We start from the raw sequence: 26,897 nt of genomic DNA on the forward strand, positions 1-26,897 counted from the left end.
AACAGGATAAATATATAAAATTATAGTGTGATTGTCAATTGATATTGAAGTATTTTTCGACAAAATCGACCTTGGCGATTTTAAATTCCCGTCCGCTCAGATATTGGAGTATTCCGGCGTCCGTTTTGAAGCCGAAAACGAGGCGGTAAGAGCACAGCGCCTGCCCGTTTTCGCCGTATTGGCGGTTCGTTTTGCCGCTGCCGTACTTGCCGTCCCCGAGGAGCGGATGGCCGGCGTGGCTGAGCTGCGCCCTGATCTGATGGGTGCGCCCGGTGATAAGACGGCACTCCAGAAGCGACAGCCCGTTTTGAACGGCCAGCGTCCTGTATTCGGTGACCGCCGTCTTCGAGCCGGCGACGCTCCTGTCCGAAACGAACACCTGATTTTTCACGGCGTCCTTGAAGATATACCCCTCAAGCTTTCCGGCTGCGGGTCGCATCGGCCCGCTGACAACGGCGAGATAGTATTTTTCTACCTCGCGGTTTTTGATTTTCTCATTCATAACGCGCAGCGCCTCGGCGTTTTTCGCGGCGATGACGATACCCTGCGTGTTTCGGTCGATCCTGTTGCACAGCGCCGGCGCGAACGCGTTTTCCTCCCGGGGCCGCCACGCCCGTTCGGCGTACAGATACGCCTGGATGTGGGCGATCAGCGTGTTGTACGACCACGCGCCGTCCGAGTGGCACAGGACCCCGGCCTTTTTGTTGACGAGCAGGATATTCTCGTCCTCGTAGACGATGTCCAGCTGCGGCTCGGTGATCTTCAGATAGGCGTTTTCCTCAGAGGGCGCCTCGAAGAACTCGTCGTTTATATACATTTGAATATTATCGCCCAAGGCAAGCTTCGCATCCTGCTTCGCTCCCTTGCCGTTTAACTTGATCCTCTTGAGGCGGATATACTTCTGCAAAAGCGACGCCGGCAGCAGCGGCACCGTTTTCGTCACAAACCGGTCCAGCCTCTGCCCGGCGTCATTTTTCTCTATGGTGAATTCTTTCAATGGTATACCGCCTTTTTGGGCATAAATAATTTGATCAGCAATATAAATTTCTGCCGTAACGCCCTCAACCGTCACGGCTTCGCCAAGGGGAAAGGCTTCGTTGGTTATTGGTGCGCAGCCCCTATAAATGGGGAATGGTGCGAAGCCACATTCCTTTATTGGGCGGGTGGGTGGGTATAATTATATCATTAAAAAATAGTTTGACAACATTTGCTTTATCATTTATAATGTCCTAGCGTATGTGCGAGGTGTGCTATGCGTCTTGATCTTCGTGATATCATTAATATCCCCGGAACCGGCGTCACATTTGACTATGAGCCTGACCTGTCGCAAGCCGGTTATGGATCGGTCAAGGGCGTCAGAAACGCCAGAGCAGCCGGGCAGATCAGAAACAGTGCCGGCGTTCTGCTTTTTACGGCGGATGTCGATGCCGTTTTGGAATGTACCTGCGCCAGATGCCTGAAGGATTTCGATTACCCCGTGCATCTCGCGATCGAGACCACGCTCTCCGAGGGAGAGCAGGATGAGGACGATCCGGACAAATTTTTTCTGGAGGGCGATTTCATCGACGTCGATGAAATCATCTCGACGGATTTTGTCCTGAACATGGATCAGAGGCTCCTGTGCAGGGACGACTGCAAAGGTCTCTGTGAAAAATGCGGCGCCGATTTAAACGAGGGGCCGTGCGCATGCAAATCGGAGACAGATCCCAGGCTCGCTGTCCTTGGACAGTTCCTGGAAAATGAATAACAGGAGGTGTCACCATGGCGGTACCAAAGAGAAAAACATCAAAAGCGAGACGGGACAAGAGGCGTTCTTCCCACTGGAAGCTTGAGACTCCCGGCCTTGTCAAATGCTCGAAATGCGGCGAGCTGCGGCTCCCACACAGAGTATGCAGGTCCTGCGGCACATATAACGGGCGCGAGGTCATCAAAATCGACGCCGAATAAAACGAACTGACAGGCGGGGGCAAAACCCCCGCCCGCGTTTTATTATGCCTGTTCGGGGCCACCGTAATTTTGTTTGCCGCCTGACTAAACAGCATGTCCCTGCAACATAATTACCGTGAAAAGAGAGATTACGGCGGGCCGCCAGCCTGTTTTCGGCGGCGCCCGGCGCCGGTGCGCGGCGTCGGGCTTGGAGCGTTTATGGGGTCCGTCATCATCGCCGTTGAGGAAAAAAGCCCGGCCGCCCGGCGGCATGTCCGCCCGGGGGAAACCTTAAACAGGATCAACGGGCATAAGATAAACGATGTCCTCGATTATAAGTTTTACGCCTACGACGCGCATTTGCTGCTGGAGCTTTGCGGCGGCGGGAGGCTCCGCTTTGTGCGCGTTAACAAGCGGGAGGGCGAAGAGCTGGGGCTGACGTTTGACAACTATCTGATGGATGACGCGCGCTCCTGCGCCAACAGGTGCGTGTTCTGCTTCGTCGACCAGCTGCCGGCGGGCTTGCGCGACACGCTGTATTTCAAGGACGACGACTCCCGCCTCAGCTTTCTGCAGGGCAATTACGTGACGCTGACCAACATGTCCGACGCCGAGCTCCAGCGCATGATCGACCTGCGCCTCATGCCGCTGAACATCTCCGTGCATTCAACGGAACCGGAGCTGCACAGCCTGCTCCTGGGCAACAAGAAGAGCGCCCGGGCGCTGGGGGCCCTGTCGCGCTTCCGCGACGCCGGCATGACGATGCACTGCCAGATTGTCTGCTGCCCCGGTCTCAACGACGGGGAGCATCTCGAACGCACCATGAGCGACCTTGCCGCGCTGCACCCGGCCGTGAAAAGCGTGTCCGTCGTGCCGGTCGGCCTCACAAAATTCCGGGAAGGGCTCTGTCCGCTCACACCGTTCGACTCGGCGCGCGCGCTCCAGACGGTCCGGCAGGTGGAGCATACCGGCGAGAAATGCCTGAAAAAATTCGGCACGCGCCTTTTTTACCCGGCGGACGAGCTCTACCTGAAGGCGGGGCTCGACGTCCCGGAGGACGCGTTTTACGAGGGATACCCGCAGCTGGAAAACGGGGTGGGCATGCTCCGGCTCCTCATGACGCAGGCCGGCGACGCGCTGCCGTTTTATCATTCCGCCGACGGCGCGCTGTTTTCCATCGCCACAGGCGAGGCCGCTGCGCATTGTTTACAAAAAATTTTAGATTCCGCGCGGGAAAAATGTGCTAATATTAATGGAAATGTAGTTGCCGTCAAAAATGAATTTTTCGGCAGCCTGATCGATGTGGCTGGGCTTATTACCGGCGGCGATCTCATCGCGCAGCTCAAGGGGCGCGACCTGGGGCAGCGGCTGCTGATTACGAAAAATATGCTCCGGCACGGCGAAACGGTATTTCTCGACGACGTCACGCTGGACGAGGTGTCCAGGGCGCTGGGCGTAACGGTCCGCGTCGTCGGCCAGGATGGCGAGGATTTGATCCGCGCGATCTTTGGAAATTAGCGAACTCTCTATTGCCTCATCCTCATGGCTCCCTCAGACGAGGGAGCTGCCGCCCGCAGGCGGCTGAGGGAGGAATATCGCGCACCACAGTCTCGGCTGTATTTCTCCTTCCGTCACGGTGTTCCGCCGTGCCGCCGCCCTCGTCCGAGGGAGGCGTAATAGCTGTAATAAGAGGTACCTCATATGGCAAAACCGCTGATCGCGATCGTCGGGCGGCCGAATGTCGGCAAGTCCATGCTTTTCAACAGAATAGCCGGGAAGCGCCTATCCATCGTCGAGGATACGCCCGGGGTGACGCGCGACAGGCTGTACGCATCCTCCGACTGGAGCGGACGGGAATTTTCCATCGTTGACACCGGCGGCATCGAGCCGACGGCGGACAGCGAAATTTTATTGTTCATGCGCGAGCAGGCGCTGCTGGCCATTGAAATGGCCGACGTCATTCTGTTCGTCACGGATATAGAGACGGGCGTTACGGCGGCCGATCAGGAGATCGCGTCCATGCTGCTGCGCTCGAAAAAGCCCGTCGTGCTCGCCGTCAACAAGATGGATTCCATCGGGCCGACAAATCCCGACATCTACGAGTTTTACGCCCTCGGCCTGGGCGACCCCGTCGCGCTGTCCGCCGTGCACGGCCACGGCACGGGCGACGTGCTGGACGCCTGCCTCAAATACTTCCCGGAAGAGACCGGGGAAGAGGAGGAGGAGAACGTCGTCAAGGTGGCCGTTATCGGCAAGCCGAACGTGGGCAAATCCTCGCTGATCAACTACATTCTGGGGGAAAACCGCGTCATCGTCAGCGACGTTGCCGGCACGACGCGGGACGCCGTTGATACGCCCTTTGAAAACGAGCAGGGCCGATATATCTTCATCGACACGGCCGGTATCCGGCGGCGCTCCAGAGTGGACGACAGGATCGAAAAATACAGCGTCCTGCGCTCGGAGATGGCCATCGAGCGCGCCGACGTCTGCCTCATCATGATCGATGCCCGCGACGGCGTGACGGAGCAGGACACAAAGGTCGCAGGGCTGGCGCACGAGGCCGGCAAGGCCAGCATCATCGTCGTCAACAAATGGGACCTTATCGAAAAGGACAGCAATACCATGGACCATATGCGCCAGGAGGTCCGCAACGCGCTGGGCTACATGACGTACGCGCCGGTCCTCTTCATCTCGGCCAAAAGCGGTCAGCGCGTGGACCGGCTGTTCGAGCTCATCAATTACGTCGACAACCAGTCGGCCATGCGCATTACGACAGGCATGCTCAATAACGTCCTGTCGGACGCCACGGCGCGCGTCCAGCCGCCCACGGACAAGGGCAAGCGGCTGAAGATTTATTACATGACGCAAATCAGCGTCCGCCCGCCGACCTTCGTCTGCTTCTGCAACGACGCGACGCTGTTCCATTTTTCATATCAGAGATATCTCGAAAACCAGATCAGGGGCGTCTTCGGCCTGGAAGGCACGCCGGTGCGCCTGTTTGTCCGGGAACGGGGCAGGGACGGCGAATAACGCGCTGCGAAAACAGGCGTATGAAATAAACTCGGACCATGGGGGATGACGGCAATGCTTATTTTACTGATAATTGTGACGGCTTTGCAGGCGTATGTCATCGGCGGCGTCAACGGCGCGATCATTATATCCAAATATTTTTACCGCAAGGATATCCGCAAATTCGGCAGCGGCAATCCCGGCCTGACGAATTTTTACCGCGTTTTCGGAAAGGGCGGCGCGGTGCTCGTCGTCCTCATCGACGTGGTGAAGACCGTGGGGCCCGTTGTGCTCGGCGGCTTTTTGTTTTCGCATTTTCTCAGCGCCGATACGTTCCCCAGCGGCAACGTCGGCTTCTTCGGCCTGAGCTTCTTCGGCAGCGAGCTGGCCGGCTTCTTTGTGATGCTGGGCCACTGCTTTCCGCTCTTTTATGAATTTCGGGGCGGCAAAGGCGTTATGGCGATGGGCACCATCGTGTTTTTCATCGACTGGCGCATCGCCCTGGCCGCCTGGGGGGCGTTTATAGTGCTGACGCTGGCGACGCGGTACGTTTCGCTGGGCGCCGTGGTGGGCGTGCTCGCCTATCCGCTCATGGTCGGCCTTCTGGGCTTCGGCGGCGTGTGGGAAATCGTCCTCTCGTCCGCGTGCGCCGCGCTGCTCATTTACCGCCACCGGGAAAACATCAGGCGCATTTTTGCCGGGAAGGAATCCAGGTTTTCCTTTCACCGCAAAAAAGAAGCGTAATATTCACTGCTGTGAATGACTGGTATATATGTAGGGGCGATTGATAATCGCCCGCCGTCTTATGACGGCGCATGCGGGCGATTGATAAGCCCTTACATAAAAAATAGCCTCCGCGCGGGGGAAACCCAACGTGGAGAGATGGGGTAACAATGATGAAAATAACGGTATTCGGCAGCGGCGGCTGGGGTACGGCCGTGTCCAAGGTACTGCATGAAAACGGCCATGACGTCACGCTGTGGTCAAAGTTTGAAAAGGAAGCCGAGACGCTTGCCACGGCGAGAGAAAATCCGCTCCTGAAGGGCGTGGCGATCCCGGCGGGGATCACGATCACCACGTCGCTGCGGGACGCCGCCGACGGCATCGGCCTCGCCGTCATCGCAACGCCGTCCTTCGCGGTGGCGGAAACGGCGGAAATGCTGAAGGATAAGCTCCCGGCGGACTGCATCGTCGTCTGCGTGTCAAAGGGCATCGAGAAGGACACCTGCCGGCTCTTTTCCCGTATTCTCCGGGAGACGCTGGGCGAGATGGTAAAGCTGGCGTCCCTGTCCGGCCCCACTCACGCCGAGGAGGTCGGGCGCCAGGTGCCGACGGCCTGCGTCGTGGCGTCGGAGGACATCAAGGTTGCCGAGCAGGTCCAGGATATTTTCATGAACGATTACCTGCGCGTCTACACCTCCACCGACGTCATCGGCGTGGAGCTCGGCGCGGCGCTCAAAAATGTCATTGCCTTAGGCGCCGGCATCAGCGACGGCCTCGGCTTCGGCGATAATACGATCGCCATGCTGATGACGCGCGGCCTTGCCGAGATCGCGGAGCTCTGTGTGGCCCTGGGCGGAAGAAAGTCCACGCTGGCGGGCCTTGCCGGCCTCGGCGACCTCATTGTCACCTGTACCTCGCAGCACTCGCGCAACAGGCGCGCCGGCGTGCTGATCGGCAAGGGGATGGATGCCCAGGCGGCCATGAAGGAGGTCGGCGCCGTGGTGGAGGGTTATTACGCCGCCAAGGCCGCTTACGAGCTGTCCCAAAAGGTCGGCATCCCCATGCCCATATCCACCGAGGCCTATAAGGTGCTTTACGAAGGCAAATCGGCCCTCACCGCCATGAAGGATCTCATGAGCCGGGACCGGAAGCGCGAATGGGATACCGCCGAGGAGACCTGGGTGGGATAGCCAGGCTGTCGATAAAGCCAGTCCCCTCTGCAGGCAGGTTTTTTGACAAGCTGATTAAAGTCCGCGAAAGCGGACTTTAAGTATTTTAAGGGATAAAATTTATAGCTGCGGCGCTGCGTGTTGCTTCGGGCTCCCGCGTGAAGCCGGGGTCGTTATCCGCCGTGACAGGGATCAGCATTTGAGGATCGCAATTGTATGGCGCCTCTGCAAATATCCCGTCGTCGACGCTGTCCCGATTCTCCGGGACGTCTATGTATTCGGATACGGCGCTCCTTGAAAGGGCCGATTCCTCGTCACGCGGGCCGGCGGGCGCCGCCGCCGCGTTTCCGGCCGGCTGGAGGGTGAAGCACAGGGCGGCAATCAAAGCCGAGCACAGCAGATTCTTCATAATTTCACCTCAAACGTATAGACGGGCCAGGGCCTGAAAGGTTCCATTAATATAAAAAAGAAGAAAAGTTATCATATCCGCTTCAGAGATATTTTTTGTAAAGACCGCCGTGGTTGATTTTGCCGGCGGCAGTTACTATAATAAAATAAAATATAAGTGTTATCGAGAGCCGGGAAGGAGACTGCTATGTATACCTTTTCACCCATCAGCGACAGAGTCCTGCGCATCAGGGAGCGGTACCGGAACACAACGCCCAAATTCTCCAGCGAACGCCCGAGGATCATCACCGAGTTTTATAAGGCCCACGAGACGGAGCATCCGCTGCTGAAGCGGGCCAAATGCATGCACGCCATCTGCGAGAGGATGACGCTCATCGTCGGCGACGACGACCTGATCGTCGGCAATCAGGTGCCGACATTTCGCGGCGCCACCACGAACCCCGAGTACGGCGGCGTGAAATGGCTCGTCGACGAGCTCAAAAGCGGCCAGTTCTATAAAAGACAGGCATACGAGGAGTACAACGAGATCGATCCGGTGGACGCCGACTACATGTGCTCCATCGAGGAGTATTGGAACGACCGCTGCCTGGGCACCCTCTGCGACGCCGTCATCCCGGACGAATTTTACCCCGTGGAGACGGCGAACATCCTGCCCTTTGCCAGAAACGGCACCGGCGGCAATCCCATCGGACATTTTTCGGCCAACTACTCCAAAGCCGTGAGCAAGGGCTTCAGGGCCATCAAGGACGAAGCCCTCGAGAAGCTCGCGGCCATGAACGGCCATTTATTTGAGGGCGACGCCGAAAAGCACCTCTTTTACCGCGCTGTCGTCATCTATTGCGACGCCGTCATGCTGCTCAGTAAGCGCTACGCTGCGGTATGCCGCCACATGGCCGCGCTGGACAAATATACGCCCGAGCGGAGGGCGGAGCTCAGCTCCATGGCGGACTCCCTCGATCACATCATCGAATACCCGGCCCGCACCTTCCGGGAGGCGGTCCAGGCCACGCTCATCTATCACCTGACGCTCTGCTTCGACGGCCAGATGCACGGCCTGACGTTTGGCCGCTTCGACCAGTACACGTATCCGCTCCTGAAAAAGGAACTGGAGGAGGGCACCACCACGCTGGAGCGCGCCCAGGAGATCGTCGACTGCTTCTTTTTGAAGATTTCCGAGGCCGTCGTCCTGAAGACGACGGCTGCCGCGACCAATTCCGGCGGCTATTCCTCCGGGCAGCACATGTCCCTGGGCGGTGTCGGCAGGGACGGGGGCGACGCCACCAACGCGGTGTCCTACCTCATGCTCCAGACGATGGGACGGCTCCACCTGCATGAGCCGCCGCTCTCGCTCCGCATCCACAAAGGTACGCCGGATACGCTCTGGGAGGCGGCCATCGCCTGCACAAAGGAGTGTGGCGGCATCCCGACGCTCCAGAACGACGACGTCATCATCCCGACGCTTTTGGCCCGCGGCTTTACCATCGGGGATGCCCGCGATTACTGCATCATCGGCTGCGTGGAGCCTGCCGGCGCCGGCAACGACTTCCCGGCCTGCGGCGGCCTGGGGCGCGCCACGTACCTCAATATGGGCAATCTCATCACCATGCTCATCAATAACGGCAGGAATCCGTTAAACGGCGGGGACTCCGGCTTCGGCACCGGGTATCTCTACGACTACAAATCCTTTGACGAGGTCATGGCGGCCTATAAAAAGCACGTGGAGCACTATGTGAACTGGCACATCTCCATGTCCAACCTCTTCTGGCTCGTCATGCGCGACAAGATGCCGCTCATCGCCGCCTCGGCCACCATGGACGGCTGCATGGAGTCCGGCAGGGACGTCATGTACGGCGGGGCGAAATACAACGCCAACGGCTCCTCCGGCGTCGGCTGTGCCAACGTCATCGACAGCCTGGCGGTCATCAAATACATGGTGTTCGACAAAAAGCTCCTGACGGCCCGCGAGCTCTATGACGCCATCATGGCCGACTGGAAGGGCTACGAGCCGCTCCGCCAGCGCATCCTCAACGAGGTGCCGCGCTACGGCAACGACATCCCGTATGTGGATAAGATCGCCCGCGACGCGATGGAAATCTTCGCCCAGGCATTTTTAAAGGGCACCGGCGACCGGGGCAACAAGTGGCAGGCGGGCATTTATCCCGTCTCCACCCACGTGGTCAACGGCAAGCGCACCTGGGCCACGCCCGATGGGCGTATGGCGCGGGAAGCCCTGGCCGAGGGCGTTTCCCCGAAGCAGGGTCTCGACAAAAACGGCCCCGCGGCCGTCCTGAAGTCCGTGGCAGCCATCAATCACGCCACGTACCGCAACGGCACGCTTCTGAACATGAAGTTCCACCCGGCCACCGTTCAGGGCGACGAGGGCGCCATGAAGCTCCGGTTGCTGGTGGAGACCTTCTTTTCCCTCGGCGGCATGCACATCCAGTATAACGTGGTCGGCGGGGAGCAGCTGCGCGAGGCGCAGAAGGAGCCGGACAAATACAAAAATCTCGTCATCCGCATCGCCGGCTTTTCCGCCTATTTCGTCGAGCTTGACAGCGCGCTGCAGAACGATCTTATCAGCAGGACGGATCAAATGGTGCATTAAAAAAGCCCGCCCACCCGCCCAATAGAGGTATAGGGGGCTACGCCCCCTATGATCCCTTGCGGGGCTTCGCCCCGGACCCATTTCCGCCTTCCCTGAAGGGGAAGGCGCCATGCCTGGGGCCCTGACGGATGCGGAACTGCGCCTGCTATAAACTCCGACGGCGAGGTCTGGGCTGTGCCCGCGGCCTCGACTATGCTTTTGAATTCAATTTTATATATTAGCCAAATTAAAATGACGGAAACCAGAGAGGGAAAATGGATAAAGTCAATGTTGAGGAAAAGCTGCGTCTCTTCAGCGAGCATTGGAGCCCGAAAATTATCGGGGAGCTGAATGAGTCGTATATCAAGGTCGCCAGGCTCAAGGGCGAGTTTTTGTGGCACCGTCACGAAACGGAGGATGAGATGTTTTATGTCCTGAAAGGACAGCTCATCATAAAATTCCGGGATAAGGACGTTGTCCTGAACGACGGGGAGTTTCTGATCATCCCGAAGGGCGTGGAGCACATGCCGGTGGCCGAAAGGGAGGTCCAGGTGATGCTCATCGAGGCGAAGACGACGCTGAACACCGGCGACGTCACCAATGACAGGACGGTAGAAAAGCCCGAGTGGATATGAAAACAGGGGAGAACGCAAAGGGACGACTCATAAAATGAGCCGTCCCAGACTGTCGATAAAGCTTACGCCTTTGTTTCCGATGATATCATTTTTTTCCTGCGCTTCGGGGCGGGCTTCAGCTCTTTTTTGCGCTGCTCCTCCGCCGCGGCTTTCTGCTGCGTCACGGCCACTTCGTATTCGGCCTTTTGCCGTGAAATTTCTTCCATCTGCCGCGTCTGCAGCTCTTCACTGCAGAATGTCAGATAATTTTCGAAAATCGACGGATAGAGGAATCTTTTCGTCTCGCTTTCCGTGGGAAATTTTACGGTGATGATATTGTCCGCCTGCTCGATAACGGCGCCGATACCGTACTTGTTATGCCGAACCTGTGTGTTAATGATATCCATGATTCACTGACCTTTCTAAGCCGCGCGCATCCGGCAGCATTCAGCCGGGTGCCGGCTTTCGCTCGCGTTCAACGCATATCCCTCTGACGCTTTCCATAGATATCATAGCAGTTTGATTCGGAGAATGTAAGTGAAATCTCGGGCCAGAGGAAATCTTTGTGAAAATTTGTGCGGATATATCGGACAGTTTTTGTTCAATATTCTCACTATATTCTCACTGTCGCGGATTATTTCTTTCAATCGTATGCTTTTTGCACCGCGCCGGCAATAATACCGTAGACGCCTCTGCGAAGCCGGGCGGATGAGGGAAGCGCCGTCCCGATGGGCGGGCATAAAAAATTATGCTCACAGCGGACGCTGTGAGCATTTCAGTCATTATCTACACTGCACGCGTAACCTTGCCGCTGCGGAGGCACCGAGTACACACGTAAACATGGCGCGGGGCGCCGTCCACAATAGCGGACACTCTCTTGACGTTCGGTTTCCACATCCTGTTTGTGCGCCTGTGAGAGTGGCTCTGACGGATACCGAAAGAAACGCCCTTATCGCAAAATTCACACTTAGCCATCTGCTGCACCTCCTTGCACGTGCTTTATTGGATTTTGAACAGCTTTATTATAATAACAGAATAGGGCGAAAAATGCAAGTATTAATTACTAATTATTTTGCGCCGGGATATGGATTCCCGCCTTCGCGGGAATGACATGAAGGGGGCGGGTGCTCGGAAGGTGCTCCTTGAGAGATGCGCTTAGAGATGCGCTTAGAGGTGCGCTTAGAGATGCGCTTAGAGGTGCGCTTGGAGATGCGTTTGGAGATGCGTTTGGAGATGCGTTTGGAGATGCTCTTTGGGAGGCGCGCTTTTGAGACAAGAAATTTGCTTGCAAATGGGAGAGGTATTGTATACAATTTAACCGGCGGAACATATATTTACAGAGATACGCGGGAGGATGCTATGGAACGCGAATACAGCTACAGGCTGAAAACGCTGGTGGAAGGGCAGAAGCTGAATATCCTCTACCCGTCGACGGATTATGAAAAGGTTTTGATCAAGACAGGCGACGTGCACCGTCCGGGGTTGCAGCTGGCCGGCTTTTACGACTACTTTGACCCGGCCCGGGTCCAGCTCGTCGGCCGGATGGAGGTCGCGTTCCTGATGAAATTTTCATCGGAGGAACGCAGGGAAAAGGTCGATTTTTATATGTCGAAAAAGTTTCCCGCGCTCATCATCTGCCACGATGCCGAGCTTTTGCCGGAGTTCATGGAGGCGGCGGAGAAGTACGACGTCTCGCTGTGCTCCACCAGCAAGAGCACCTCGGCGGTCATGTCGGATGTGATCCGCATTATAAAAATGGAGCTGGCCCCACGCGTTACGCGCCACGGCGTCCTTGTAGAGGTCTACGGGATGGGCCTTTTGCTCCTGGGAGAAAGCGGCGTCGGCAAGAGCGAGGCGGCCATCGAGCTTTTAAAGCGCGGCCACCGGCTCATTGCCGACGACGCCGTTGAGATCAAGGCTGTCGCCGATTACCTTGAGGGCACGGCGCCGGAGCTCATCCGCCATTACGTGGAGCTGCGCGGCATCGGCGTTATTGACGTCAGGCAAATTTTCGGCGTGGGCGCCGTCAAGGCGCGCCAGAACATCCACCTGGTCGTCAATCTGGAGCCCTGGCGCGAGGGCATGCTGTACGACAGGCTCGGCATCAACGAGCAAACCGTGACCATTCTCGGCGTCGACGTGGCGGCCGTGACGATCCCGGTCAAACCGGGGCGCAACCTGGCCGTCATCCTGGAGGTGGCCGCCATGAACCAGCGCCAGAAATTCATGGGCTACAACGCCGCGCTGGAGTTCACCCGCCAGATCAACAGGCATTTCGACGAAAAGCTGTCGTAATAAATTTATTCTTGATTGGAGCCATCGCCGCATGAACAACGTGTCCGCCGTGTTTGAGACGTTAAGGGAGCTGCTGCCGGATATTGAATACCGCCTTGATGAGCCGCTGAAGGAGCATACCTCCTTCAGGATCGGCGGGCCTGTTTCCGTGATGTTTTTCCCGAAATCGCCGGAGGAGCTCAGAATTCTATGCGGCGTTCTGAAGAATTTTAGCCTGAAAGCCCTCGTCATCGGCAATGGGACGAACCTCCTGGCGGACGACGGGCCCATCGACCTTGCCGTTGTGAAGACGCACGCGGGGCTCGGGGACATCCGGCTGACCGGGGAGACGGAGATCACCGCCGAGAGCGGCGTGCTCCTGTCAAGGCTTGCCGGCTTCGCGCTGGAGCACGCGCTGACGGGGCTGGAGTTTGCCCACGGCATCCCGGGGACGCTGGGCGGCGCCGTGGCGATGAATGCCGGCGCTTACGGCGGCGAGATGAAGGATGTCGTGGCAAAAACCTCCTTTCTCGGACAGGGACTGGCGCTTTATGATATTTACGGCGCGGATCACGCCTTTTCATACCGGCGCAGCAGGTTCTCCGATTCCGGAGATATTATCCTCTCGTCGGTGCTCCGCCTGAAAAAGGGCGACCCGCAGGAGATACGGGCCCGGATGGAGGCGCTGGCCGCAAAGCGGCGGGAGAGCCAGCCGCTCACGCTGCCGAGCGCCGGGAGCACGTTCAAAAGGCCGAAAAACGGATACGCGGCCGCCCTTATCGACCAGGCGGGGCTCCGCGGCTACGCCGTTGGGGGGGCCATGGTGTCCGATAAGCACACAGGTTTTGTCGTCAACAGGGGCGGCGCCACGTTCGAGGACGTCTTGGCGGTCATGGACCACGTCCGGGAAGAGGTGCTGCGCCGATTTGGGACGGCGCTTGAGCCGGAGGTCAAAATCATCCGGAGCGCAGGCCGGTAAGGGATAGGCCAGGGACAGAGAGAGAAGAAGGGTGCACTATGGAAATACTCATCATATCGGGGTTGTCGGGCGCGGGTAAAAGCCGCGTCGCCGCCGTCCTGGAGGACATGGATTTTTACTGCGTGGATAATATGCCCGTCGCGCTGATGCCGAAGTTTGCCGAGCTTTGCCTGGCCACCCGCGGCCGGTACGAGCGCGTCGCCCTCGTCACCGACGTGCGCGCTATCGAAAATCTGGGCGAGCTTTTTACCGCGCTGGACGAAATGCGCGACATGGGCTGCGACCACCGGATTCTGTTCGTGGAGGCAGGTCTCCAAACGATCGTCAAGCGCTATAAGGAAACGCGCCGGCGCCATCCCCTCGACCCGGACGGCTGCGACCTGGAAAAGGCCGTGCGCCGGGAGATCGGCATGATGGCGCCGCTCAGGGAGCAGGCCGACACGATCATCGACACCACCGACCTGACGTTGGGCAAGCTGCAGCGCCGCCTCTTCTCGATCTTCAACAGGGATCAGGAAGAAAAACCGATGAATGTCAACGTCATCTCCTTCGGCTACAAGTACGGAATACCCATCGAGTCCGACCTCGTCTTTGACGTCCGGTTTCTGCCGAACCCGTATTACGTGCCGGACCTGCGCGAGCACAGCGGCCTGGAGGACTCCGTCAGGGAATTCATCTTCGACTTCGGCGAGACGAAGGAGTTTTTCAGGAGGCTGTCGGAGCTGATGGAATTTCTGCTGCCGTATTACATCGAGGAAGGAAAGCGCCATCTGGTGGTCGGCGTCGGCTGCACCGGCGGCCGCCACAGATCGGTGGCCGTGGCCCAGGCGCTGTCCGATTATCTGACCGAAAAAGGCTATCCCGCGGAATGCATCCACCGGGACATTGACAAAACATAGTGCCGTTTTCATATAATATGGCATAAAATCGTCATGAAACGGGGATACGACATGGAGTCATTTTTCGACCATGGCGCGAGCGCGCCGGCGATTACCTGTATCGGCGGCGGCACGGGCCTGTCCACGATGCTGCGGGGCCTCAAGCGCTATACGGCGAACATTACGGCGATCGTCACCGTCACCGACGACGGCGGCGGCTCCGGCGTCCTCCGGGAGGAGCTGGGGATGCCGCCGCCGGGCGATATCAGAAGCTGCATCCTGGCGCTGTCCAACATCGAGCCGACGATGGAGCAGCTCATGTCCTACCGCTTTTCGAGCGGCAGCCTGGAAGGCCAGAGCTTCGGAAATCTCCTGCTGGCCGCCATGAACGGCATTTCCTCGTCGTTTGACAAAGCGGTGGCGCGGATGGGAGAGGTGCTGGCCATCACGGGCCGCGTCCTGCCGGTCACGAACGAGGATATCCGGCTGATGGCCGAATTCGAGGACGGCAGCGTCGTCTACGGCGAATCGAAAATCTGCCAGGCGAAGCAAGAGCGCAACTGCCGCATCAAGCGGGTCCAGATCGTGCCGTCGCCCGTCCTGGCCCTGCCCGAGAGCTTAAAGGCTATCCAGGAGGCCGATCTCATCGTCCTGGGGCCGGGCAGCCTGTATACGAGCATTATCCCGAACCTTCTTGTGGGCGGCGTCGTCAAGGCCATCGAGAATTCCGGCGCGGCGAAGCTCTATATCGGCAATATCATGACGCAGCCCGGCGAAACGGAGGGGTATACGGCCTCCGACCATATCCGGGAGCTTTTCCGGCACTCCTCCAGCAAGCTGTTCGACATGTGCCTCGTCAACAGCCTGACGCCGCCGCCGGAGCTCCTCCGGCGCTACGCGGACGACGGCGCGGCGCCGATTGCCGTGGACCCGGAGAAAATCGAAAAGCTCGGCGTCGAGCTTTTTACGGCGCCGCTGGCGGAGCGCTATAAGGACCTTGTCCGCCACAATCCCGAGCTGCTGGCCCGGGAGATCATGGGCATTTTCAGAAGGCGGGCACCGACGCGGATTTTTGAGCGCCGGAAGATCTGATACCGTACATACAAAGGGGGTTCGTCCATGTCGTTTTCGTACGACGCAAAGGCGGAGCTGTGTAAAGATCCGATCGGCCGGAAATGCTGCGCCATTGCCGAAAGCTACGGCCTTCTTTTATACTGCAATACGTTTTCCGACCGGGAAATCAGGATCATCACGGAGAGCCGGGAACTTGCCCAGCGCCTCCCAAAGCTGTTCAAGCGCGCGTTCAACCTGACGTTTGACCTCATACCGCAGGGGGGTGAGAAGGGCGGGAAGCAGACGTTTCTGATCATCAGCCCCGATAAGCTCCGCACGATATTCGAGGCCTTTGGGCTGGCCGACAGCAAAATGCTGGCCCATCATCTGAACCTGAGCGTTCTGGAGGACGATTGCTGCCGCCCGAGCTTTCTCAGGGGCGCGTTCCTCGCCGGCGGCTCTGTGACGGACCCGGCCAAGCGGTACCACTTGGAGCTGGTGACCGACCATTATAATGTCAGCCGGGAGACCTATTCGCTCCTGCTGGAAATGGGCTTTGAGCCGAAGGAGGCCACCCGCAAGGGCAACTTTATCATCTATTTCAAGCAGTCGACCTCCATCGAGGATTTCCTGACGACCCTTGGCGCGCCGATTTCGGCCATGGAGCTTATGTCCCGGAAAATCGAAAAGGACATGCGCAACGCCGTCAACAGAAAGGTCAACTGCGACACGGCCAACGTCTCCAAAACAGTGGACGCCGCGTTCCTCCAGATCGAGGCCATCGAGAAGCTGCGCACCGAAACCGGCCTGGACAGCCTGCCGGACAAGCTCCGCGGAACGGCGGTCCTGCGCCTTGAAAACCCCGAAATGAGCCTCAACGAGCTGGCGGAGCTCTCCGCGCTCACAAAATCCTGCCTCAACCACCGCCTCCGCAAGCTCGTGGAGCTGGGGGGAAAAGCGGATAATTTATTGCGGGGCAAACATTGATATGAAACGGGCGAACACAGTTCACCCGTCGTTCTTCTTCTGTATTTATCGGATTACAGGGCGGCCTCTGTTATATAATCCTTCAAAAACAGCATTGCTTCCTTGTAGCCGTCGAAGCCTTTCCCGGCGATGGTTTTGACGCAGGCCTCGCGGACGAAGGATTTGTGGCGGAACTCCTCGCGGGTGTTCGGGTCGGAGAGATGGACCTCGACGGCGGGGATGGAGACGGCCTTGAGCGCGTCGAGGATGGCGATGCTCGTGTGGGTGTAGGCCGCCGGGTTTAATACGATGCCGTCGATTTTGCCATACGCCCACTGGATGATATCGACGATGGCACCCTCGCTGTTGGACTGGAAGAGCTCCAGCTCCACGCCGGACTCTTTGGCGGCGGCTCTCAAAAAGTCGAGGAGGTCGTTATAGGTCCTTTTCCCGTAGATGCCGGGCTCCCGGAGCCCCAGCATATTGATGTTCGGCCCATTGATGACAAGCAGAATCATAACCTTAAAAGCTCCCTGATCATATTAATCGTCCCGTCGACGCCGATGACCGGCACGCGGACGTCGCACCAGCTGCTGTAAAGGGGCAGGCGCTCCCTGGCAAGAGCCTCCACGCCGTTTTGCAAGGAGAGCGGACGCCCGTCCGCGGGGAGTGCGTCCAGGGGGCGGTCAAGAAAGACGGCCGTGCTGTTCTGCCGGATGAGCCGCCTGTTCTCCGGCTTTTTAACGATGCCGCCGCCCGTGGCGATAACGGCCCCGCTTTTTTTAGCGGCCTCCGCGAGGGCCGCCGTCTCCAACTGCCGAAACGCGTCCTCGCCGTCGTCTTTGAAAACGTCCGGGATACTTTTGCCGGCGGCCTTGACGATAAGCTCGTCCGTATCGAAAAACTCTCTGCCCAAAAGCTTTGCCAGCGCCGCGCCCGTGGTGGACTTGCCGCTGCCGGGCATGCCGATGAGGACGATGTTTTTCGTCCGGCGCGCGATCTTGTCCGTAATATCGTCGATAACCCCGTCGTCGATCGGAAGGCCCGTAAAAATCTCGGCGGCGCGCTTGGCCTGGGCCACCAGCATCGGCAGACCGTTCACGCACGGAATACCCAGGTCCTCAGCCTCCAGCAGCAGTGCCGTTTTCGCGGGGTTGTAAATGATGTCGACCACCGCCGCGCAGGCCTTGAAAACGGAGAGCCCGACGGGCGCTGCGCCGTTGCCGGGGAACATGCCCACCGGCGTCGTGTTGACGATGAGCTGCGCGTCGTTATGGCGCCCGATATTTTCATAGTTGTCTTTGCCGCCGCGGGAGACGACGACGATTTCGCCGGCGCCCAGATCGGCGAGCACGGTGCGAATGGTGAGGGAAGCGCCGCCGCTGCCCAGTACCAGCGCTTTTTTCCCGGCGACGTCGGCGCCGAGGGCGCCGAGCAGATAGGAAAAGCCGTCGTAGTCCGTGTTGTCCCCGTAAAGCGTGCCGTCCGGCCGCCGGACGAGCGTGTTCACGCTGCCGATCTGTTCGGCGCTCCGCGACAGAGCGGCGCAGCAGGGGATGACGGCCTTTTTATAGGGGATCGTCACGTTCAGCCCGTCGAAATCGCCGCGCGCCAGAAAGCCGGCAACCTCGTCCGGCGTTTTTTCATAAAGCAGGTATTCGTAATCGCCCAGAAGCGAATGGATCTGCGGGGAAAAGCTGTGGGCGAGATGCTCCCCGAGAAGGCCGAATTTGTTCATAAATACAGGACACCTTTAAATTCAGCGGATTCAGCAATAGACCGGCGCCCAGACCGGGCCGTCCCGGCGGCGCTGTATATAATCGTACGGAGTGACGGGAAACGCGGGATCGTAAACGTCATATGCCTCCTCAGCGTCGTCGTCGGGCGCAGGGGAGACGAAGGGCGTCCACACCGGGCCGCCGATGCGGCGCTGTATATAGTAGTATTGCGCGACATAAGTTATGAGCGCGTCTATGTCTGGTCGCGTGGGATTCAGAAATCCGGGCCCTATAACGATATCATCATAGTGCCGCACCGGCGCAAAAGTCAACCCGCAGCCACCTCCGCATTGTCCCCGTCGCAAGGAAGCGTGCAGCGCCCTGCCGACGAGCATATTCTCAGGGGGGATTACGGCAGCCTCCCCCGGCGCCCCGGAGGAGCCGGGGAGGACGGCCTATAATAGATATTATCGGGGTTTTAGGTGCGGCCTTTAATGAAGATGAGAGGAAATATAAGGCTCCGGCGGATTTAAACGGCTAAACGATCTCTGAATAGCTGCCCAGATACCGAAACTCTTCGCAGACGGCGGCCAGCGCGCTCATGAGCTCGGCAAACTGCGGGGAGTAGACGGGCGTGTCCAGATCGAAATAGAACATGAACTCGAAATCGCGGTCGGGGATGGGCCGGCTTTCCAGCTTGATGAGATTGATGCCCAGCGCGTAGAAGCGGCTCAGGATTCTGTACAGCGAGCCGGGCTTGTGGGGGACCGCCATCATGATGCTCGTCTTGTCCGCGCCGGGATAGATCTCCAGCACTTTGGAAATGGTGATGAAGCGCGTGTAGTTATTGCCCTGGTCCTGGACGGATTCGGCCAGGCACTCCAGCCCGTACAGGTCGGCGCAATAGCGCGAGGAGAGGGCGGCGATGTCGCTCCGGCCGGATTCGGCCACCGTCTGCGCCGCCAGCGCCGTATTTTCAGCGGCCGTGATCCTGACGCCGCTCAGGGACTTGAGGAAAGCCCCGCACTGGTTGATCGCCTGCTCGTGGGAGATGATTTCTTTAATGTCCTTAACTGACGTGCCTTTTTTGGCCAGCAGGTTATGGTCCACCTTCAGCCGCGCGCTGCGGACGATGTAGAAGCGGTATTTCATCATCAGGTCGTAGATTTTGTTGATGGACCCGGCGGTGCTGTTCTCCAGCGGCAGCACACCGTATCGGCACAGGCCGGAATCGATGGCGGAGAACACGCTTTCAAAGGTGGTGCAGTACATGATGTTCGGCACGGGAAAGAGCTTTTCGCACGCCAGCTGCGAGTAGGCCCCCTCGACGCCCTGGCAGGCGACGACGGGCGTCTGCGGAAAGAGCTTCGGCGTGCCGTCGATGGCGCCGGTGATCTGCCGTACAAGCGGGGCGTCCGGGCAGAGAATCTTTTCCTGGTACGACCGGCTGAGGTCGAAGAGCAGGGAATAAAGGGCCATGGCGTGGGTGCGCAGCGGCTCCGGCGTCCCGAGGGCGACCTCGCCCAGCTTCTGCCGCTCGCGGGCGGGATCGTATATGGGGAGAGCGTTGTCCTTTTTATATTCCGCCAGCTGCGCCGAGACGTCCATGCGCCGGCAGAAGGCGTCGAGCAGGGCGGCGTCCGCCTCGTCGATCCGATCGCGCAGTTCTTTGATATCCATACTTTAGCTCCTTACTGATATTTGTTGCCGTCCAGCAGCGCGTCGAGGACCGCCACGGCGGCGGCCGCCTCCACGACGGGGACGGCGCGGGGGACGATGCAGGGGTCGTGCCGGCCCTTGATCGTCATGCGGACGTTGGATTTTCCAGACAGGCTGACGCTGTACTGCTCCTTGGCGATCGACGGCGTCGGCTTGACGGCCGCACGGAAGACGATGGGCATGCCGGAGGTGATGCCGCCAAGGATGCCGCCGTGATTGTTGGTCCTGGTCCGGACGCGTCCCCCGTCCATATAAAAGCTGTCATTGTTGTCCGAGCCGCGGAGCGACGTACCGCCGAAGCCGCTGCCGAACTCGATGCCCTTCACTGCGGGGATGCCGAAGACGATCCCGGCGATGCGGTTTTCCATGCCGTCAAACATGGGGTCGCCCAGCCCGCCGGGGACGCCGGTCACTGCACATTCGATCACGCCGCCCAGAGAGTCGCCGTCCTTTCGCGCCTGCTCGATGGCGGTAAGCATCTGCGCCCCGCGCGCCTCGTCCAGCACGGGGAAGGCGGCGCCGCGGAGCAGGTGAAAGTCGGCCCTGCCGACAGAGGACGCGTCAAAACGCACGTCGCGGATATTGCCGATGGAGGCGATGTGGGCGCCGATCTCGATGCCCTTTGATTTGAGAATCTGCAGACAGATGCCCCCGGCCACGCAGAGCGGTGCCGTGAGACGGCCGGAGAAATGGCCGCCGCCCGCAACGTCCTGCGCGCCCTTGTATTTGAGCTGCGCCGTAAAATCCGCGTGCCCGGGGCGAGGCACGTCTTTCAGGTTGCTGTAATCGGCCGAGCGCGTGTCCTTGCTGCGGATGAGCGCGACGAGCGGCGCGCCGCAGGTGACGCCGCCGTTAAGGCCTGACAGGAATTCCGGGGCGTCGGCTTCCTTTCGCGGCGTTGAGTAGCTGTTTTTGCCCGGCGCGCGGCGGTCCATAAATCGCCGCAGCTCGTCAAGGTCGGGCCTGAAGCCGGACGGCAGGCCGTCGACAACGACGCCGACCGCCTCGGAATGCGACTGCCCGAAAATGGAGATTCTGATATTTTTACCGTACGTGGAAGACATGCGCAGCCCCCGTTTCTGAATGATCTATAATAATTTTCGTCACGTTGTCTCCTTGTAATTACCGCCCAGAATTGTAAAATCGCTGAAAAATCCGGGATAGGATTTGTTAACCGCCTCGGCGCCCGCGATGGTGACGGGCCCGGCGCAGACCGATGAAACGACGGCGGCCGCCATGGCGATGCGGTGGTCGCCGTGGGCGCTGACCGTACCGCCGCCGAGCCGCGGCTTCCCGCGCACCACAAGACCGTCTTCCGTCTCGGCGATGTCGGCGCCCAGCGCGGCCAGCGTCTCCGTGACGGTTTTCAGCCTGTCGCTTTCCTTGATCCTCAGCCGCCCGGCGTTGCGGAACACCGTGGTGCCCTCGGCGGCCGCCGCGACGGCGGCCAGGGCGGGAACCAGGTCCGGCGTATCTCCGGCGTCAATGTCTATGCCCTTCAGAGCCCCGCGCGAAACGGTGACGCTGCCGCCGCCGCGCCGCACGCGCGCGCCGAAGCGCTCAAGGATGTCCACAACGCCTTTGTCGCCCTGGAGGGAATCCGTGCTGAGGCCCGTCACCGTGATCTCCCCGCTGCCGACGGCGCCGGCGCAGAGCCAGAAGGCGGCGTTGGACCAGTCGCCTTCGACCGTCACGGTACGACCCGAAGCGTATTGCTGGTTTCCGGCGATCCCGTACATCTGCCGGCCCGGCTTGACGGTAACGCCGAACTCCTTCAGGGCGGCCAGCGTCATATCGATGTACGGCTTGCTCTCAATATCGCCGAGGATTTTGATCCGGCTCTCGCCGTGCAGGAGCGGCAGCGCGAACATCAGGCCGCTGATGAACTGGGAGGAGATGTTGCCGGGGATGGTATATTTTCCGCCGGTGAGCTGCCCGCTGGTGCGGAGGGGATTGTACCCCGGCGCAGAGATGGCGCAGCCGTGGGAAATCAGCTCCTCGTAAAGCGGCGACAACGGCCGTGAGGGCAGACGCCCGGCCATCGTCAGCGACGCGTCGGCCCCCAGCGCGCAGGCCACGGGGAGCATAAAGCGCAGCGTCGACCCGCTTTCGCCCACGGCGAGCGTCCGTTCTCCCGCGACGGGGCGGGGGATCGGCACGACGCGGAAAACCCCGCCGTCAAAGTCGATCCGAGCCCCCAGCGCCGTGAGGCATCCGGCGGTGGCGTCGATATCGGCGGAGGTCTCCGCGCAGACGACCGAGGACGGCGCCGACGCCAGCGCCGCGCAGATAAGCAGCCGGTGCGCCATGGACTTGGAGGCAATGGCGCCGACAGCGCCGCCTGTTATGGGTTTTGTGATTGTTACAGTCATCGTAAAGCCTCCGTTTCACGGAAATTTTTATTTGCAGCTGCGTGGATGTGGATTCCCGCCTGCGCGGGAATGACAAGACGGGTCGTCGTGTAGGGATCACATCGACCTGCCAGCCGTGGATAAACATATGCGTAACCCGTAGGGGCCGCCGCCCTCGGCGGCCCGTTCCCCGGCATGCGCCGCATGCGAGACGCCGTGGCGGCATCCCCTGCGACGGCAAACGGCGAACGGTTGGTTTCCATAGGGGCGAACTGTGTTCGCCTGCTCTTGTTGGCGCGGCGGCGGTCCGGCATGAGGGCTGCCGGCGGGACGACCCGGCCGCTTGTGCGGTGCCGCGCCGACAAGGGTCCCTCCTTCAGTCGCCTGCGGGCGACAGCTCCCTCGTCTGAGGGAGCCAGGGGGAGGGGGAATCGCCCCTACAGGGGCTGATGCACAGCGGCGCGGCACAGGAGACAATCCTCAGTCGGCTCCGCCGACAGCTCTCCTTTGCCAAAGGAGCCTTACGGGACGGCGGGCGATTGATAATCGCCCCTACGGGTTGTGTCCGTATATTGCGGGGACCGGACGTGCCGGCGGCCCTTGGGCTTCGTTCGTTTCCGGCGTCGTGCTGCGGGAAACGGAGGCGTTCCCAAGGTGCAAAACCATGCCATGCCTGTAGGGGCGATTATCAATCGCCCGTCCCGCCCGTCGAAGGAACACCACGATGGGCCGCCCTCGGCAGCTGCGCCAACAAGTGAGTCGCGCGCCCTACGGGGGGCGGGTGTGACCCCGGCGTGGCAGGGTGCTCACACGGTCGTCGTATCACGCAAAATGAGGCCGACCCATGTTATAATGAATCCGTGAAGCCCGGACAAAGAGGCCGCGGCAGAAAAAATAATTATAAATATAACACAAATTGAGATTTTCAAAAATGGATTATCCTGTAACCGCAGCGGTTTGACCGCTTTGATAAACCGCAACGCTTCATACTTTTGTAACATATCCTCGGAAATATCGCGTCAATCCAGCCCCTTTTCAAAGCTTTACAAGGCGTTTTTAATCAATATCAGCCCCAAAACATCCAATAGAACCCCTTTTTCATCCAATAGAAGCCTGTTTTCCCGTCGAATCCCTCGTAGGGGGCGATGCCCACATCGCCCCGTCGGCCCTTACCCACAGGCCGCCCCAGCGCCAACAAGAGCAGGCGAACACAGTTCGCCCCTACGGCATATCCTCTTATTTTTCGTAGGGACGACCATTGCCCACCGTAAGGCTCCTTTGGCAAGGAGCTGTCGGCACAACCGACTGAGGATTGTCTCCTGTGCCGCGCCGCTGTGTATCAGCCTTGTAGGGGCGGTTCACAAACTGCCCGCGGCCTTGTGCCGCGCCGACAAGTTCCCTCCTTCAGTCGCCTGCGCCGACAGCTCCCTCGTCTGAGGGAGCCGGGGGGAGGACGGGGCGATTATGCCGTAAGGGCCCGGTTCCCGGAGACGTGTCACAGGCCCAGGGCGATAAAATGTTCCAGCGCGTCCACCGGGGTTTCCTGAAGGACGCATGTGCCGATTGACTTTGGTATAACAAGCGTGATCGTGCCGCCGCTGCGCTTTTTGTCGCTGAGCGCGGCCCGGGCCAGCTGGGCGGCGGTGAAATCCGTCTCGGCGGGGAGCCCGAGCTTGCGGATCATATCTATGATATCCCGGCAGGCCGCCTCGCCGCACAGGCCGGATTTAAAAGCGGCGCGGGCAAAGACGGCCATGCCGACGGCGACGGCCTTTCCGTGGGAAATCGAATAATCGCTGCAGGCTTCCACCGCGTGGGCGACGGTGTGGCCGAAATTCAGAAGCTTGCGGGGGCCGGTCTCCGTCTCGTCGGCTTCCACCACGTCGCGCTTGATGGCGACACACCGGGCGATGATCTCCGTGAGCTGCGGCATTATCGGCGCCTTGAGCAGCTCGAAAAGCTCCCCGTCGGCGATGACGCCGTATTTGACGACCTCGGCGGTACCGTCGGCAAAGACGTCCGGGCTGAGCGACGCCAGGGATGAGACATCACAGAGGACGAGGTCCGGCTGAAAGAACGTCCCGGCCAGATTTTTGCCGGAGGTCAGGTCGATGGCCGTTTTGCCGCCCACGGAGGAATCGACGGCGGCGAGCAGGGTGGTGGGCATCTGGATAAAGCGCATTCCGCGCATGTAGGTGGACGCCGCGAAGCCCGCCAGGTCGCCTGCCACCCCGCCGCCCAGCGCGACGATCACGTCGTCCCGGGTAAAACGCTCGGCGGCCAGGAAATTCAAGAGCGCGATATAGTTTTCGGCATTCTTGGACGACTCGCCGTTTTTGATAACGAACCGGACGACACGGAGGCCCGCGTCCAGCAGGGAAGCGGTAAGGCGATCCCCGTACAGCGGCGCGACGTTGTCGTCCGTCACGACGGCGGCGGCAGTTGATTTCAGGAGCTTACGCGCATAGCCGCCCGCGCCGTCAAGGAGCCCGGGGCCGATCAGGATATCGTATTTTTTAGAGGCGTTGACCGTGATCGTTTTCATCGTCCGTCCAGCTCCTCCTTCAGGCGGCGCCCCTCGTCCAGAAGCGCGCGCAGCGCAGGACCGTCGCTTTTGTCAAGGGCGTCGCGGTATTTCGAGAGGGAGCCTATAAAGAAATCCAACTCCCGGATGAGCACGTCGCGGTTTTCCAGGAAAAGCTCCGACCACATGTCCGGGTTCAGCCAGGCGACCCGGGTGAGGTCCTTGTAGCTGCCGGCGGAATAGCCCTTGTGCTCCCGGGCCGCGGGGCTTTTGATAAACGCGTTGGAGACCACGTGCGCCATCTGGGAGGTGAAGGCGATCATCTCATCGTGCTTTTCCCCGGTGGTGACGGTGAGATGGCCGAAGCCGGCCGGCGCCAGCGCCTTTTCGATGCGGTCAAACAACATGATATCGTCGTAGACGGGGGGCACCAGGATCATGGCGGCGCCCTTGAAAAGGGTCGGGCGGCTGTACTTGAAGCCGGAATTGTGGGTGCCCGCCATGGGGTGCCCGCCGACAAAGGTAAACCCGTGCGCCGCGGCAAGCTCAAAGCATGCCTGGCAGACGAAACGCTTGACGCCGCAGCAGTCGATCACCAGGGCGTCCCTGGGGATATAGGGCGCCAGGCTGCGCAGATACTCGACGGCGTCCTTCGGGTAAAGCGCGATGAGGAGGAGGCCGCATTGGGCGGCCGTCTCTGGGGTCAGCACGCCGTCAATGGCGCCGGCCACCTGCGCGAAGCCCAGCGTCGCCTCGTCGGCGTCGAAGCCGTAGACCGTGTGGTCCCCGGCGCTTTTATAGGCCTTGGCCAGAGACCCGCCGATGAGGCCGAGGCCGGCGATCCCGACGATCATTCCGCGATCACCTCTCGGATCTGGCGCACCTTTTCGGCGACCTCGCTGAACTGGGCCGGCGTCAGCGACTGGGCGCCGTCACAGAGGGCATTGGCCGGGTCGTTGTGCACCTCGATCATGATGCCGTCGGCGCCCGCGGCGGCGGCGGCCAGGGCCATGGGCTTCACAAGCCTTGCCATGCCGGTGGCGTGGCTGGGGTCGATGACGATGGGCAGGTGGGTGAGCTCCCGGAGCATCGGCACGGCGGAGAGGTCCAGCGTATTGCGGGTGTACGTTTCAAAGGTCCGGATGCCGCGCTCGCAGAGGATGACGTTGTTGTTGCCGCCGGCCATGATATACTCGGCGCTCATGAGAAGCTCCTTGAGCGTGTTGGCGAGGCCGCGCTTTAACAGGATGGGCTTGTTTGTCCGGCCCAGCTCCTTGAGCAGCTCGAAGTTCTGCATGTTGCGCGCGCCCACCTGGATGATGTCCACCTCCTCGAACATGGGGAGATGGTTCTGGTTCATGATCTCGGTGATGATCGGCATGCCGGTTTTTTTCTTGGCCTCCAGCAGCAGCTCGATGCCCTCCGCGCGCAGTCCCTGGAAGTCGTAGGGCGAGGTGCGCGGCTTGAACGCGCCGCCCCGGAGGATCGTGGCCCCCGAAGCCTTGACGCTCTCGGCGATGCCGAGAATCTGCTCCGCCGACTCCACCGAGCACGGCCCGGCGATCAGCTGGAAGTGGCCGCCGCCGAGCTTGATCCCGCCGCCGATATCCACGGCGGAGTCGTCCGGGTGGAACTTGCGGTTGGCGCTCTTGAACGGCTCCGTGATGCGCTTGACGGACTCTATCATCTCGAGGCCTTCCAGAAGCTCGACGTCGATCTTGCTCGTGTCGCCGATGAGACCGAGGATCGTGCGGTACTGGCCCACCGAGAGGTGAACGTCAAGGCCTCTGCCCTTGAACCAATTGATAAGGTTGTCGATCTGCTGCTGGGTGGTGCCGGGTTTCAATACTGCGATCATTTTATTTCCTCCTCAAATCTGTTGCCGGCGCAGGCTGTTTTCTGCTGAAAATATTGTAAACAAATACAAAAGGGGCTGTGCAGCGATTAATCTGCACAGCCCCTTGCAATCGTTTGTTACCTTGTGTTGTAACCCACTATATTG

26 protein-coding genes are annotated in these 26,897 nt (G+C 59.8%); 13 read left to right on the top strand and 13 right to left on the bottom strand.

What is annotated here, in order from left to right; all coding sequences use genetic code 11:
- Positions 1-34: 34 nt before the first annotated feature.
- On the bottom strand, positions 35-997 hold the full coding sequence (locus BUB60_RS07530) for an RluA family pseudouridine synthase (protein WP_073077318.1): 963 nt from the start codon (positions 995-997) through the stop codon (positions 35-37).
- Between the two features lie 255 nt (positions 998-1,252).
- On the opposite strand from BUB60_RS07530, the gene BUB60_RS07535 reads away from it, so the two are divergent.
- The 6 genes from BUB60_RS07535 (at position 1,253) to BUB60_RS07560 (ending at position 6,848) form a co-directional block, all read left to right on the top strand.
- Positions 1,253-1,747 carry a YceD family protein gene (locus tag BUB60_RS07535; RefSeq protein ID WP_073077320.1) on the top strand — a complete coding sequence of 165 codons (495 nt, stop codon included), beginning with the start codon at positions 1,253-1,255 and terminating at the stop codon, positions 1,745-1,747.
- 14 nt (positions 1,748-1,761) lie between these two features.
- Positions 1,762-1,947 carry a 50S ribosomal protein L32 gene (gene rpmF / locus BUB60_RS07540; RefSeq protein WP_073077321.1) on the top strand — a complete coding sequence of 62 codons (186 nt, stop codon included), beginning with the start codon at positions 1,762-1,764 and terminating at the stop codon, positions 1,945-1,947.
- 198 nt (positions 1,948-2,145) lie between these two features.
- On the top strand, positions 2,146-3,444 hold the full coding sequence (locus BUB60_RS07545) for a DUF512 domain-containing protein (RefSeq protein WP_073077322.1): 1,299 nt from the start codon (positions 2,146-2,148) through the stop codon (positions 3,442-3,444).
- 183 nt (positions 3,445-3,627) lie between these two features.
- The gene (der, locus tag BUB60_RS07550) at positions 3,628-4,956 is read left to right on the top strand and encodes a ribosome biogenesis GTPase Der (RefSeq protein ID WP_073077323.1); all 1,329 of its coding nucleotides are present in this window, start codon (positions 3,628-3,630) and stop codon (positions 4,954-4,956) included.
- 54 nt (positions 4,957-5,010) lie between these two features.
- Entirely contained in the window at positions 5,011-5,679 is a 669-nt protein-coding gene (gene plsY, locus BUB60_RS07555; RefSeq protein ID WP_159435365.1) for a glycerol-3-phosphate 1-O-acyltransferase PlsY, read from the top strand.
- Positions 5,680-5,831: 152 nt separating this feature from the next.
- The gene (locus BUB60_RS07560) at positions 5,832-6,848 is read left to right on the top strand and encodes an NAD(P)H-dependent glycerol-3-phosphate dehydrogenase (protein ID WP_073077645.1); all 1,017 of its coding nucleotides are present in this window, start codon (positions 5,832-5,834) and stop codon (positions 6,846-6,848) included.
- A gap of 85 nt (positions 6,849-6,933) precedes the next feature.
- On the opposite strand, the gene BUB60_RS07565 is transcribed toward BUB60_RS07560, so the two are convergent.
- On the bottom strand, positions 6,934-7,236 hold the full coding sequence (locus BUB60_RS07565; RefSeq protein ID WP_073077325.1) for a hypothetical protein: 303 nt from the start codon (positions 7,234-7,236) through the stop codon (positions 6,934-6,936).
- 186 nt (positions 7,237-7,422) lie between these two features.
- Between BUB60_RS07565 and BUB60_RS07570 the strand changes: the two genes are divergently transcribed.
- Both BUB60_RS07570 and BUB60_RS07575 read left to right on the top strand, forming a co-directional pair.
- Positions 7,423-9,840 carry a glycyl radical protein gene (locus tag BUB60_RS07570; RefSeq protein ID WP_073077326.1) on the top strand — a complete coding sequence of 806 codons (2,418 nt, stop codon included), beginning with the start codon at positions 7,423-7,425 and terminating at the stop codon, positions 9,838-9,840.
- 254 nt (positions 9,841-10,094) lie between these two features.
- Positions 10,095-10,454, top strand: a complete 360-nt coding sequence (locus tag BUB60_RS07575; RefSeq protein ID WP_073077327.1) for a cupin domain-containing protein — start codon at positions 10,095-10,097, stop codon at positions 10,452-10,454.
- Between the two features lie 62 nt (positions 10,455-10,516).
- Here BUB60_RS07575 and BUB60_RS07580 read toward each other — a convergent pair whose 3' ends face one another.
- Both BUB60_RS07580 and rpmB read right to left on the bottom strand, forming a co-directional pair.
- Positions 10,517-10,840, bottom strand: a complete 324-nt coding sequence (locus BUB60_RS07580; protein ID WP_073077328.1) for a hypothetical protein — start codon at positions 10,838-10,840, stop codon at positions 10,517-10,519.
- A gap of 379 nt (positions 10,841-11,219) precedes the next feature.
- Positions 11,220-11,408, bottom strand: a complete 189-nt coding sequence (gene rpmB, locus BUB60_RS07585; protein WP_073077329.1) for a 50S ribosomal protein L28 — start codon at positions 11,406-11,408, stop codon at positions 11,220-11,222.
- A gap of 384 nt (positions 11,409-11,792) precedes the next feature.
- On the opposite strand from rpmB, the gene hprK reads away from it, so the two are divergent.
- The 5 genes from hprK to whiA are packed head-to-tail and all read left to right on the top strand — an operon-like array spanning position 11,793 to position 16,604.
- A complete protein-coding gene (gene hprK, locus BUB60_RS07590; protein ID WP_073077331.1) occupies positions 11,793-12,728 on the top strand; it encodes an HPr(Ser) kinase/phosphatase in 936 nt (311 codons plus the stop codon).
- A gap of 31 nt (positions 12,729-12,759) precedes the next feature.
- Positions 12,760-13,686: a UDP-N-acetylmuramate dehydrogenase gene (gene murB, locus BUB60_RS07595; protein ID WP_084726334.1), complete on the top strand. Its 927-nt coding sequence runs from the start codon at positions 12,760-12,762 to the stop codon at positions 13,684-13,686.
- A 38-nt stretch (positions 13,687-13,724) separates the two neighbouring features.
- A complete protein-coding gene (gene rapZ, locus BUB60_RS07600; RefSeq protein ID WP_073077334.1) occupies positions 13,725-14,585 on the top strand; it encodes an RNase adapter RapZ in 861 nt (286 codons plus the stop codon).
- A gap of 51 nt (positions 14,586-14,636) precedes the next feature.
- Positions 14,637-15,656, top strand: coding sequence for a gluconeogenesis factor YvcK family protein (locus tag BUB60_RS07605; protein ID WP_073077336.1), 1,020 nt, complete (start codon positions 14,637-14,639; stop codon positions 15,654-15,656).
- A gap of 27 nt (positions 15,657-15,683) precedes the next feature.
- Positions 15,684-16,604 (top strand): DNA-binding protein WhiA, encoded by a 921-nt coding sequence (gene whiA / locus BUB60_RS07610; protein ID WP_073077339.1) that lies wholly within the window; start codon positions 15,684-15,686, stop codon positions 16,602-16,604.
- Positions 16,605-16,657: 53 nt separating this feature from the next.
- Here whiA and aroQ read toward each other — a convergent pair whose 3' ends face one another.
- From aroQ to aroF, 9 genes are all read right to left on the bottom strand, one after another.
- Entirely contained in the window at positions 16,658-17,101 is a 444-nt protein-coding gene (gene aroQ, locus BUB60_RS07615; RefSeq protein WP_073077342.1) for a type II 3-dehydroquinate dehydratase, read from the bottom strand.
- Positions 17,098-18,321: a shikimate kinase gene (locus tag BUB60_RS07620; protein WP_073077345.1), complete on the bottom strand. Its 1,224-nt coding sequence runs from the start codon at positions 18,319-18,321 to the stop codon at positions 17,098-17,100. The genes aroQ and BUB60_RS07620 overlap by 4 nt, the downstream gene beginning before the upstream one ends.
- A gap of 30 nt (positions 18,322-18,351) precedes the next feature.
- Positions 18,352-18,633, bottom strand: coding sequence for a hypothetical protein (locus tag BUB60_RS07625; protein ID WP_073077347.1), 282 nt, complete (start codon positions 18,631-18,633; stop codon positions 18,352-18,354).
- A gap of 205 nt (positions 18,634-18,838) precedes the next feature.
- Complete coding sequence (locus BUB60_RS07630; RefSeq protein ID WP_073077349.1) at positions 18,839-19,981, bottom strand: bifunctional chorismate mutase/prephenate dehydratase; 1,143 nt, start codon at positions 19,979-19,981, stop codon at positions 18,839-18,841.
- 11 nt (positions 19,982-19,992) lie between these two features.
- Positions 19,993-21,084 carry a chorismate synthase gene (aroC, locus tag BUB60_RS07635; RefSeq protein ID WP_073077351.1) on the bottom strand — a complete coding sequence of 364 codons (1,092 nt, stop codon included), beginning with the start codon at positions 21,082-21,084 and terminating at the stop codon, positions 19,993-19,995.
- 39 nt (positions 21,085-21,123) lie between these two features.
- Complete coding sequence (gene aroA, locus BUB60_RS07640; RefSeq protein ID WP_073077353.1) at positions 21,124-22,392, bottom strand: 3-phosphoshikimate 1-carboxyvinyltransferase; 1,269 nt, start codon at positions 22,390-22,392, stop codon at positions 21,124-21,126.
- A 1,474-nt stretch (positions 22,393-23,866) separates the two neighbouring features.
- Complete coding sequence (aroB, locus tag BUB60_RS07650; RefSeq protein ID WP_073077357.1) at positions 23,867-24,916, bottom strand: 3-dehydroquinate synthase; 1,050 nt, start codon at positions 24,914-24,916, stop codon at positions 23,867-23,869.
- Positions 24,913-25,749 (bottom strand): prephenate dehydrogenase, encoded by an 837-nt coding sequence (locus BUB60_RS07655; protein WP_073077359.1) that lies wholly within the window; start codon positions 25,747-25,749, stop codon positions 24,913-24,915. Before BUB60_RS07655 ends, aroB begins: the two co-directional genes overlap by 4 nt.
- Positions 25,746-26,753 carry a 3-deoxy-7-phosphoheptulonate synthase gene (gene aroF / locus BUB60_RS07660; protein WP_073077361.1) on the bottom strand — a complete coding sequence of 336 codons (1,008 nt, stop codon included), beginning with the start codon at positions 26,751-26,753 and terminating at the stop codon, positions 25,746-25,748. The genes BUB60_RS07655 and aroF overlap by 4 nt, the downstream gene beginning before the upstream one ends.
- Positions 26,754-26,897 lie beyond the last annotated feature (144 nt).

The organism is Sporobacter termitidis DSM 10068, from assembly GCF_900130065.1.
Taxonomy (GTDB): domain Bacteria; phylum Bacillota; class Clostridia; order Oscillospirales; family Oscillospiraceae; genus Sporobacter; species Sporobacter termitidis.

Bases quoted from the DNA above. Each gene is read 5' to 3' on its own strand.
- BUB60_RS07535 (WP_073077320.1), top strand. From the start codon at position 1,253: ATGCGTCTTGATCTTCGTGATATCATTAATATCCCCGGAACCGGCGTC.
- rpmF (WP_073077321.1), top strand. From the start codon at position 1,762: ATGGCGGTACCAAAGAGAAAAACATCAAAAGCGAGACGGGACAAGAGG.
- BUB60_RS07545 (WP_073077322.1), top strand. From the start codon at position 2,146: ATGGGGTCCGTCATCATCGCCGTTGAGGAAAAAAGCCCGGCCGCCCGG.
- der (WP_073077323.1), top strand. From the start codon at position 3,628: ATGGCAAAACCGCTGATCGCGATCGTCGGGCGGCCGAATGTCGGCAAG.
- plsY (WP_159435365.1), top strand. From the start codon at position 5,011: ATGCTTATTTTACTGATAATTGTGACGGCTTTGCAGGCGTATGTCATC.
- BUB60_RS07560 (WP_073077645.1), top strand. From the start codon at position 5,832: ATGAAAATAACGGTATTCGGCAGCGGCGGCTGGGGTACGGCCGTGTCC.
- BUB60_RS07565 (WP_073077325.1), bottom strand. From the start codon at position 7,236: ATGAAGAATCTGCTGTGCTCGGCTTTGATTGCCGCCCTGTGCTTCACC.
- BUB60_RS07570 (WP_073077326.1), top strand. From the start codon at position 7,423: ATGTATACCTTTTCACCCATCAGCGACAGAGTCCTGCGCATCAGGGAG.
- BUB60_RS07575 (WP_073077327.1), top strand. From the start codon at position 10,095: ATGGATAAAGTCAATGTTGAGGAAAAGCTGCGTCTCTTCAGCGAGCAT.
- BUB60_RS07580 (WP_073077328.1), bottom strand. From the start codon at position 10,840: ATGGATATCATTAACACACAGGTTCGGCATAACAAGTACGGTATCGGC.
- rpmB (WP_073077329.1), bottom strand. From the start codon at position 11,408: ATGGCTAAGTGTGAATTTTGCGATAAGGGCGTTTCTTTCGGTATCCGT.
- hprK (WP_073077331.1), top strand. From the start codon at position 11,793: ATGGAACGCGAATACAGCTACAGGCTGAAAACGCTGGTGGAAGGGCAG.
- murB (WP_084726334.1), top strand. From the start codon at position 12,760: ATGAACAACGTGTCCGCCGTGTTTGAGACGTTAAGGGAGCTGCTGCCG.
- rapZ (WP_073077334.1), top strand. From the start codon at position 13,725: ATGGAAATACTCATCATATCGGGGTTGTCGGGCGCGGGTAAAAGCCGC.
- BUB60_RS07605 (WP_073077336.1), top strand. From the start codon at position 14,637: ATGGAGTCATTTTTCGACCATGGCGCGAGCGCGCCGGCGATTACCTGT.
- whiA (WP_073077339.1), top strand. From the start codon at position 15,684: ATGTCGTTTTCGTACGACGCAAAGGCGGAGCTGTGTAAAGATCCGATC.
- aroQ (WP_073077342.1), bottom strand. From the start codon at position 17,101: ATGATTCTGCTTGTCATCAATGGGCCGAACATCAATATGCTGGGGCTC.
- BUB60_RS07620 (WP_073077345.1), bottom strand. From the start codon at position 18,321: ATGAACAAATTCGGCCTTCTCGGGGAGCATCTCGCCCACAGCTTTTCC.
- BUB60_RS07630 (WP_073077349.1), bottom strand. From the start codon at position 19,981: ATGGATATCAAAGAACTGCGCGATCGGATCGACGAGGCGGACGCCGCC.
- aroC (WP_073077351.1), bottom strand. From the start codon at position 21,084: ATGTCTTCCACGTACGGTAAAAATATCAGAATCTCCATTTTCGGGCAG.
- aroA (WP_073077353.1), bottom strand. From the start codon at position 22,392: ATGACTGTAACAATCACAAAACCCATAACAGGCGGCGCTGTCGGCGCC.
- aroB (WP_073077357.1), bottom strand. From the start codon at position 24,916: ATGAAAACGATCACGGTCAACGCCTCTAAAAAATACGATATCCTGATC.
- BUB60_RS07655 (WP_073077359.1), bottom strand. From the start codon at position 25,749: ATGATCGTCGGGATCGCCGGCCTCGGCCTCATCGGCGGGTCTCTGGCC.
- aroF (WP_073077361.1), bottom strand. From the start codon at position 26,753: ATGATCGCAGTATTGAAACCCGGCACCACCCAGCAGCAGATCGACAAC.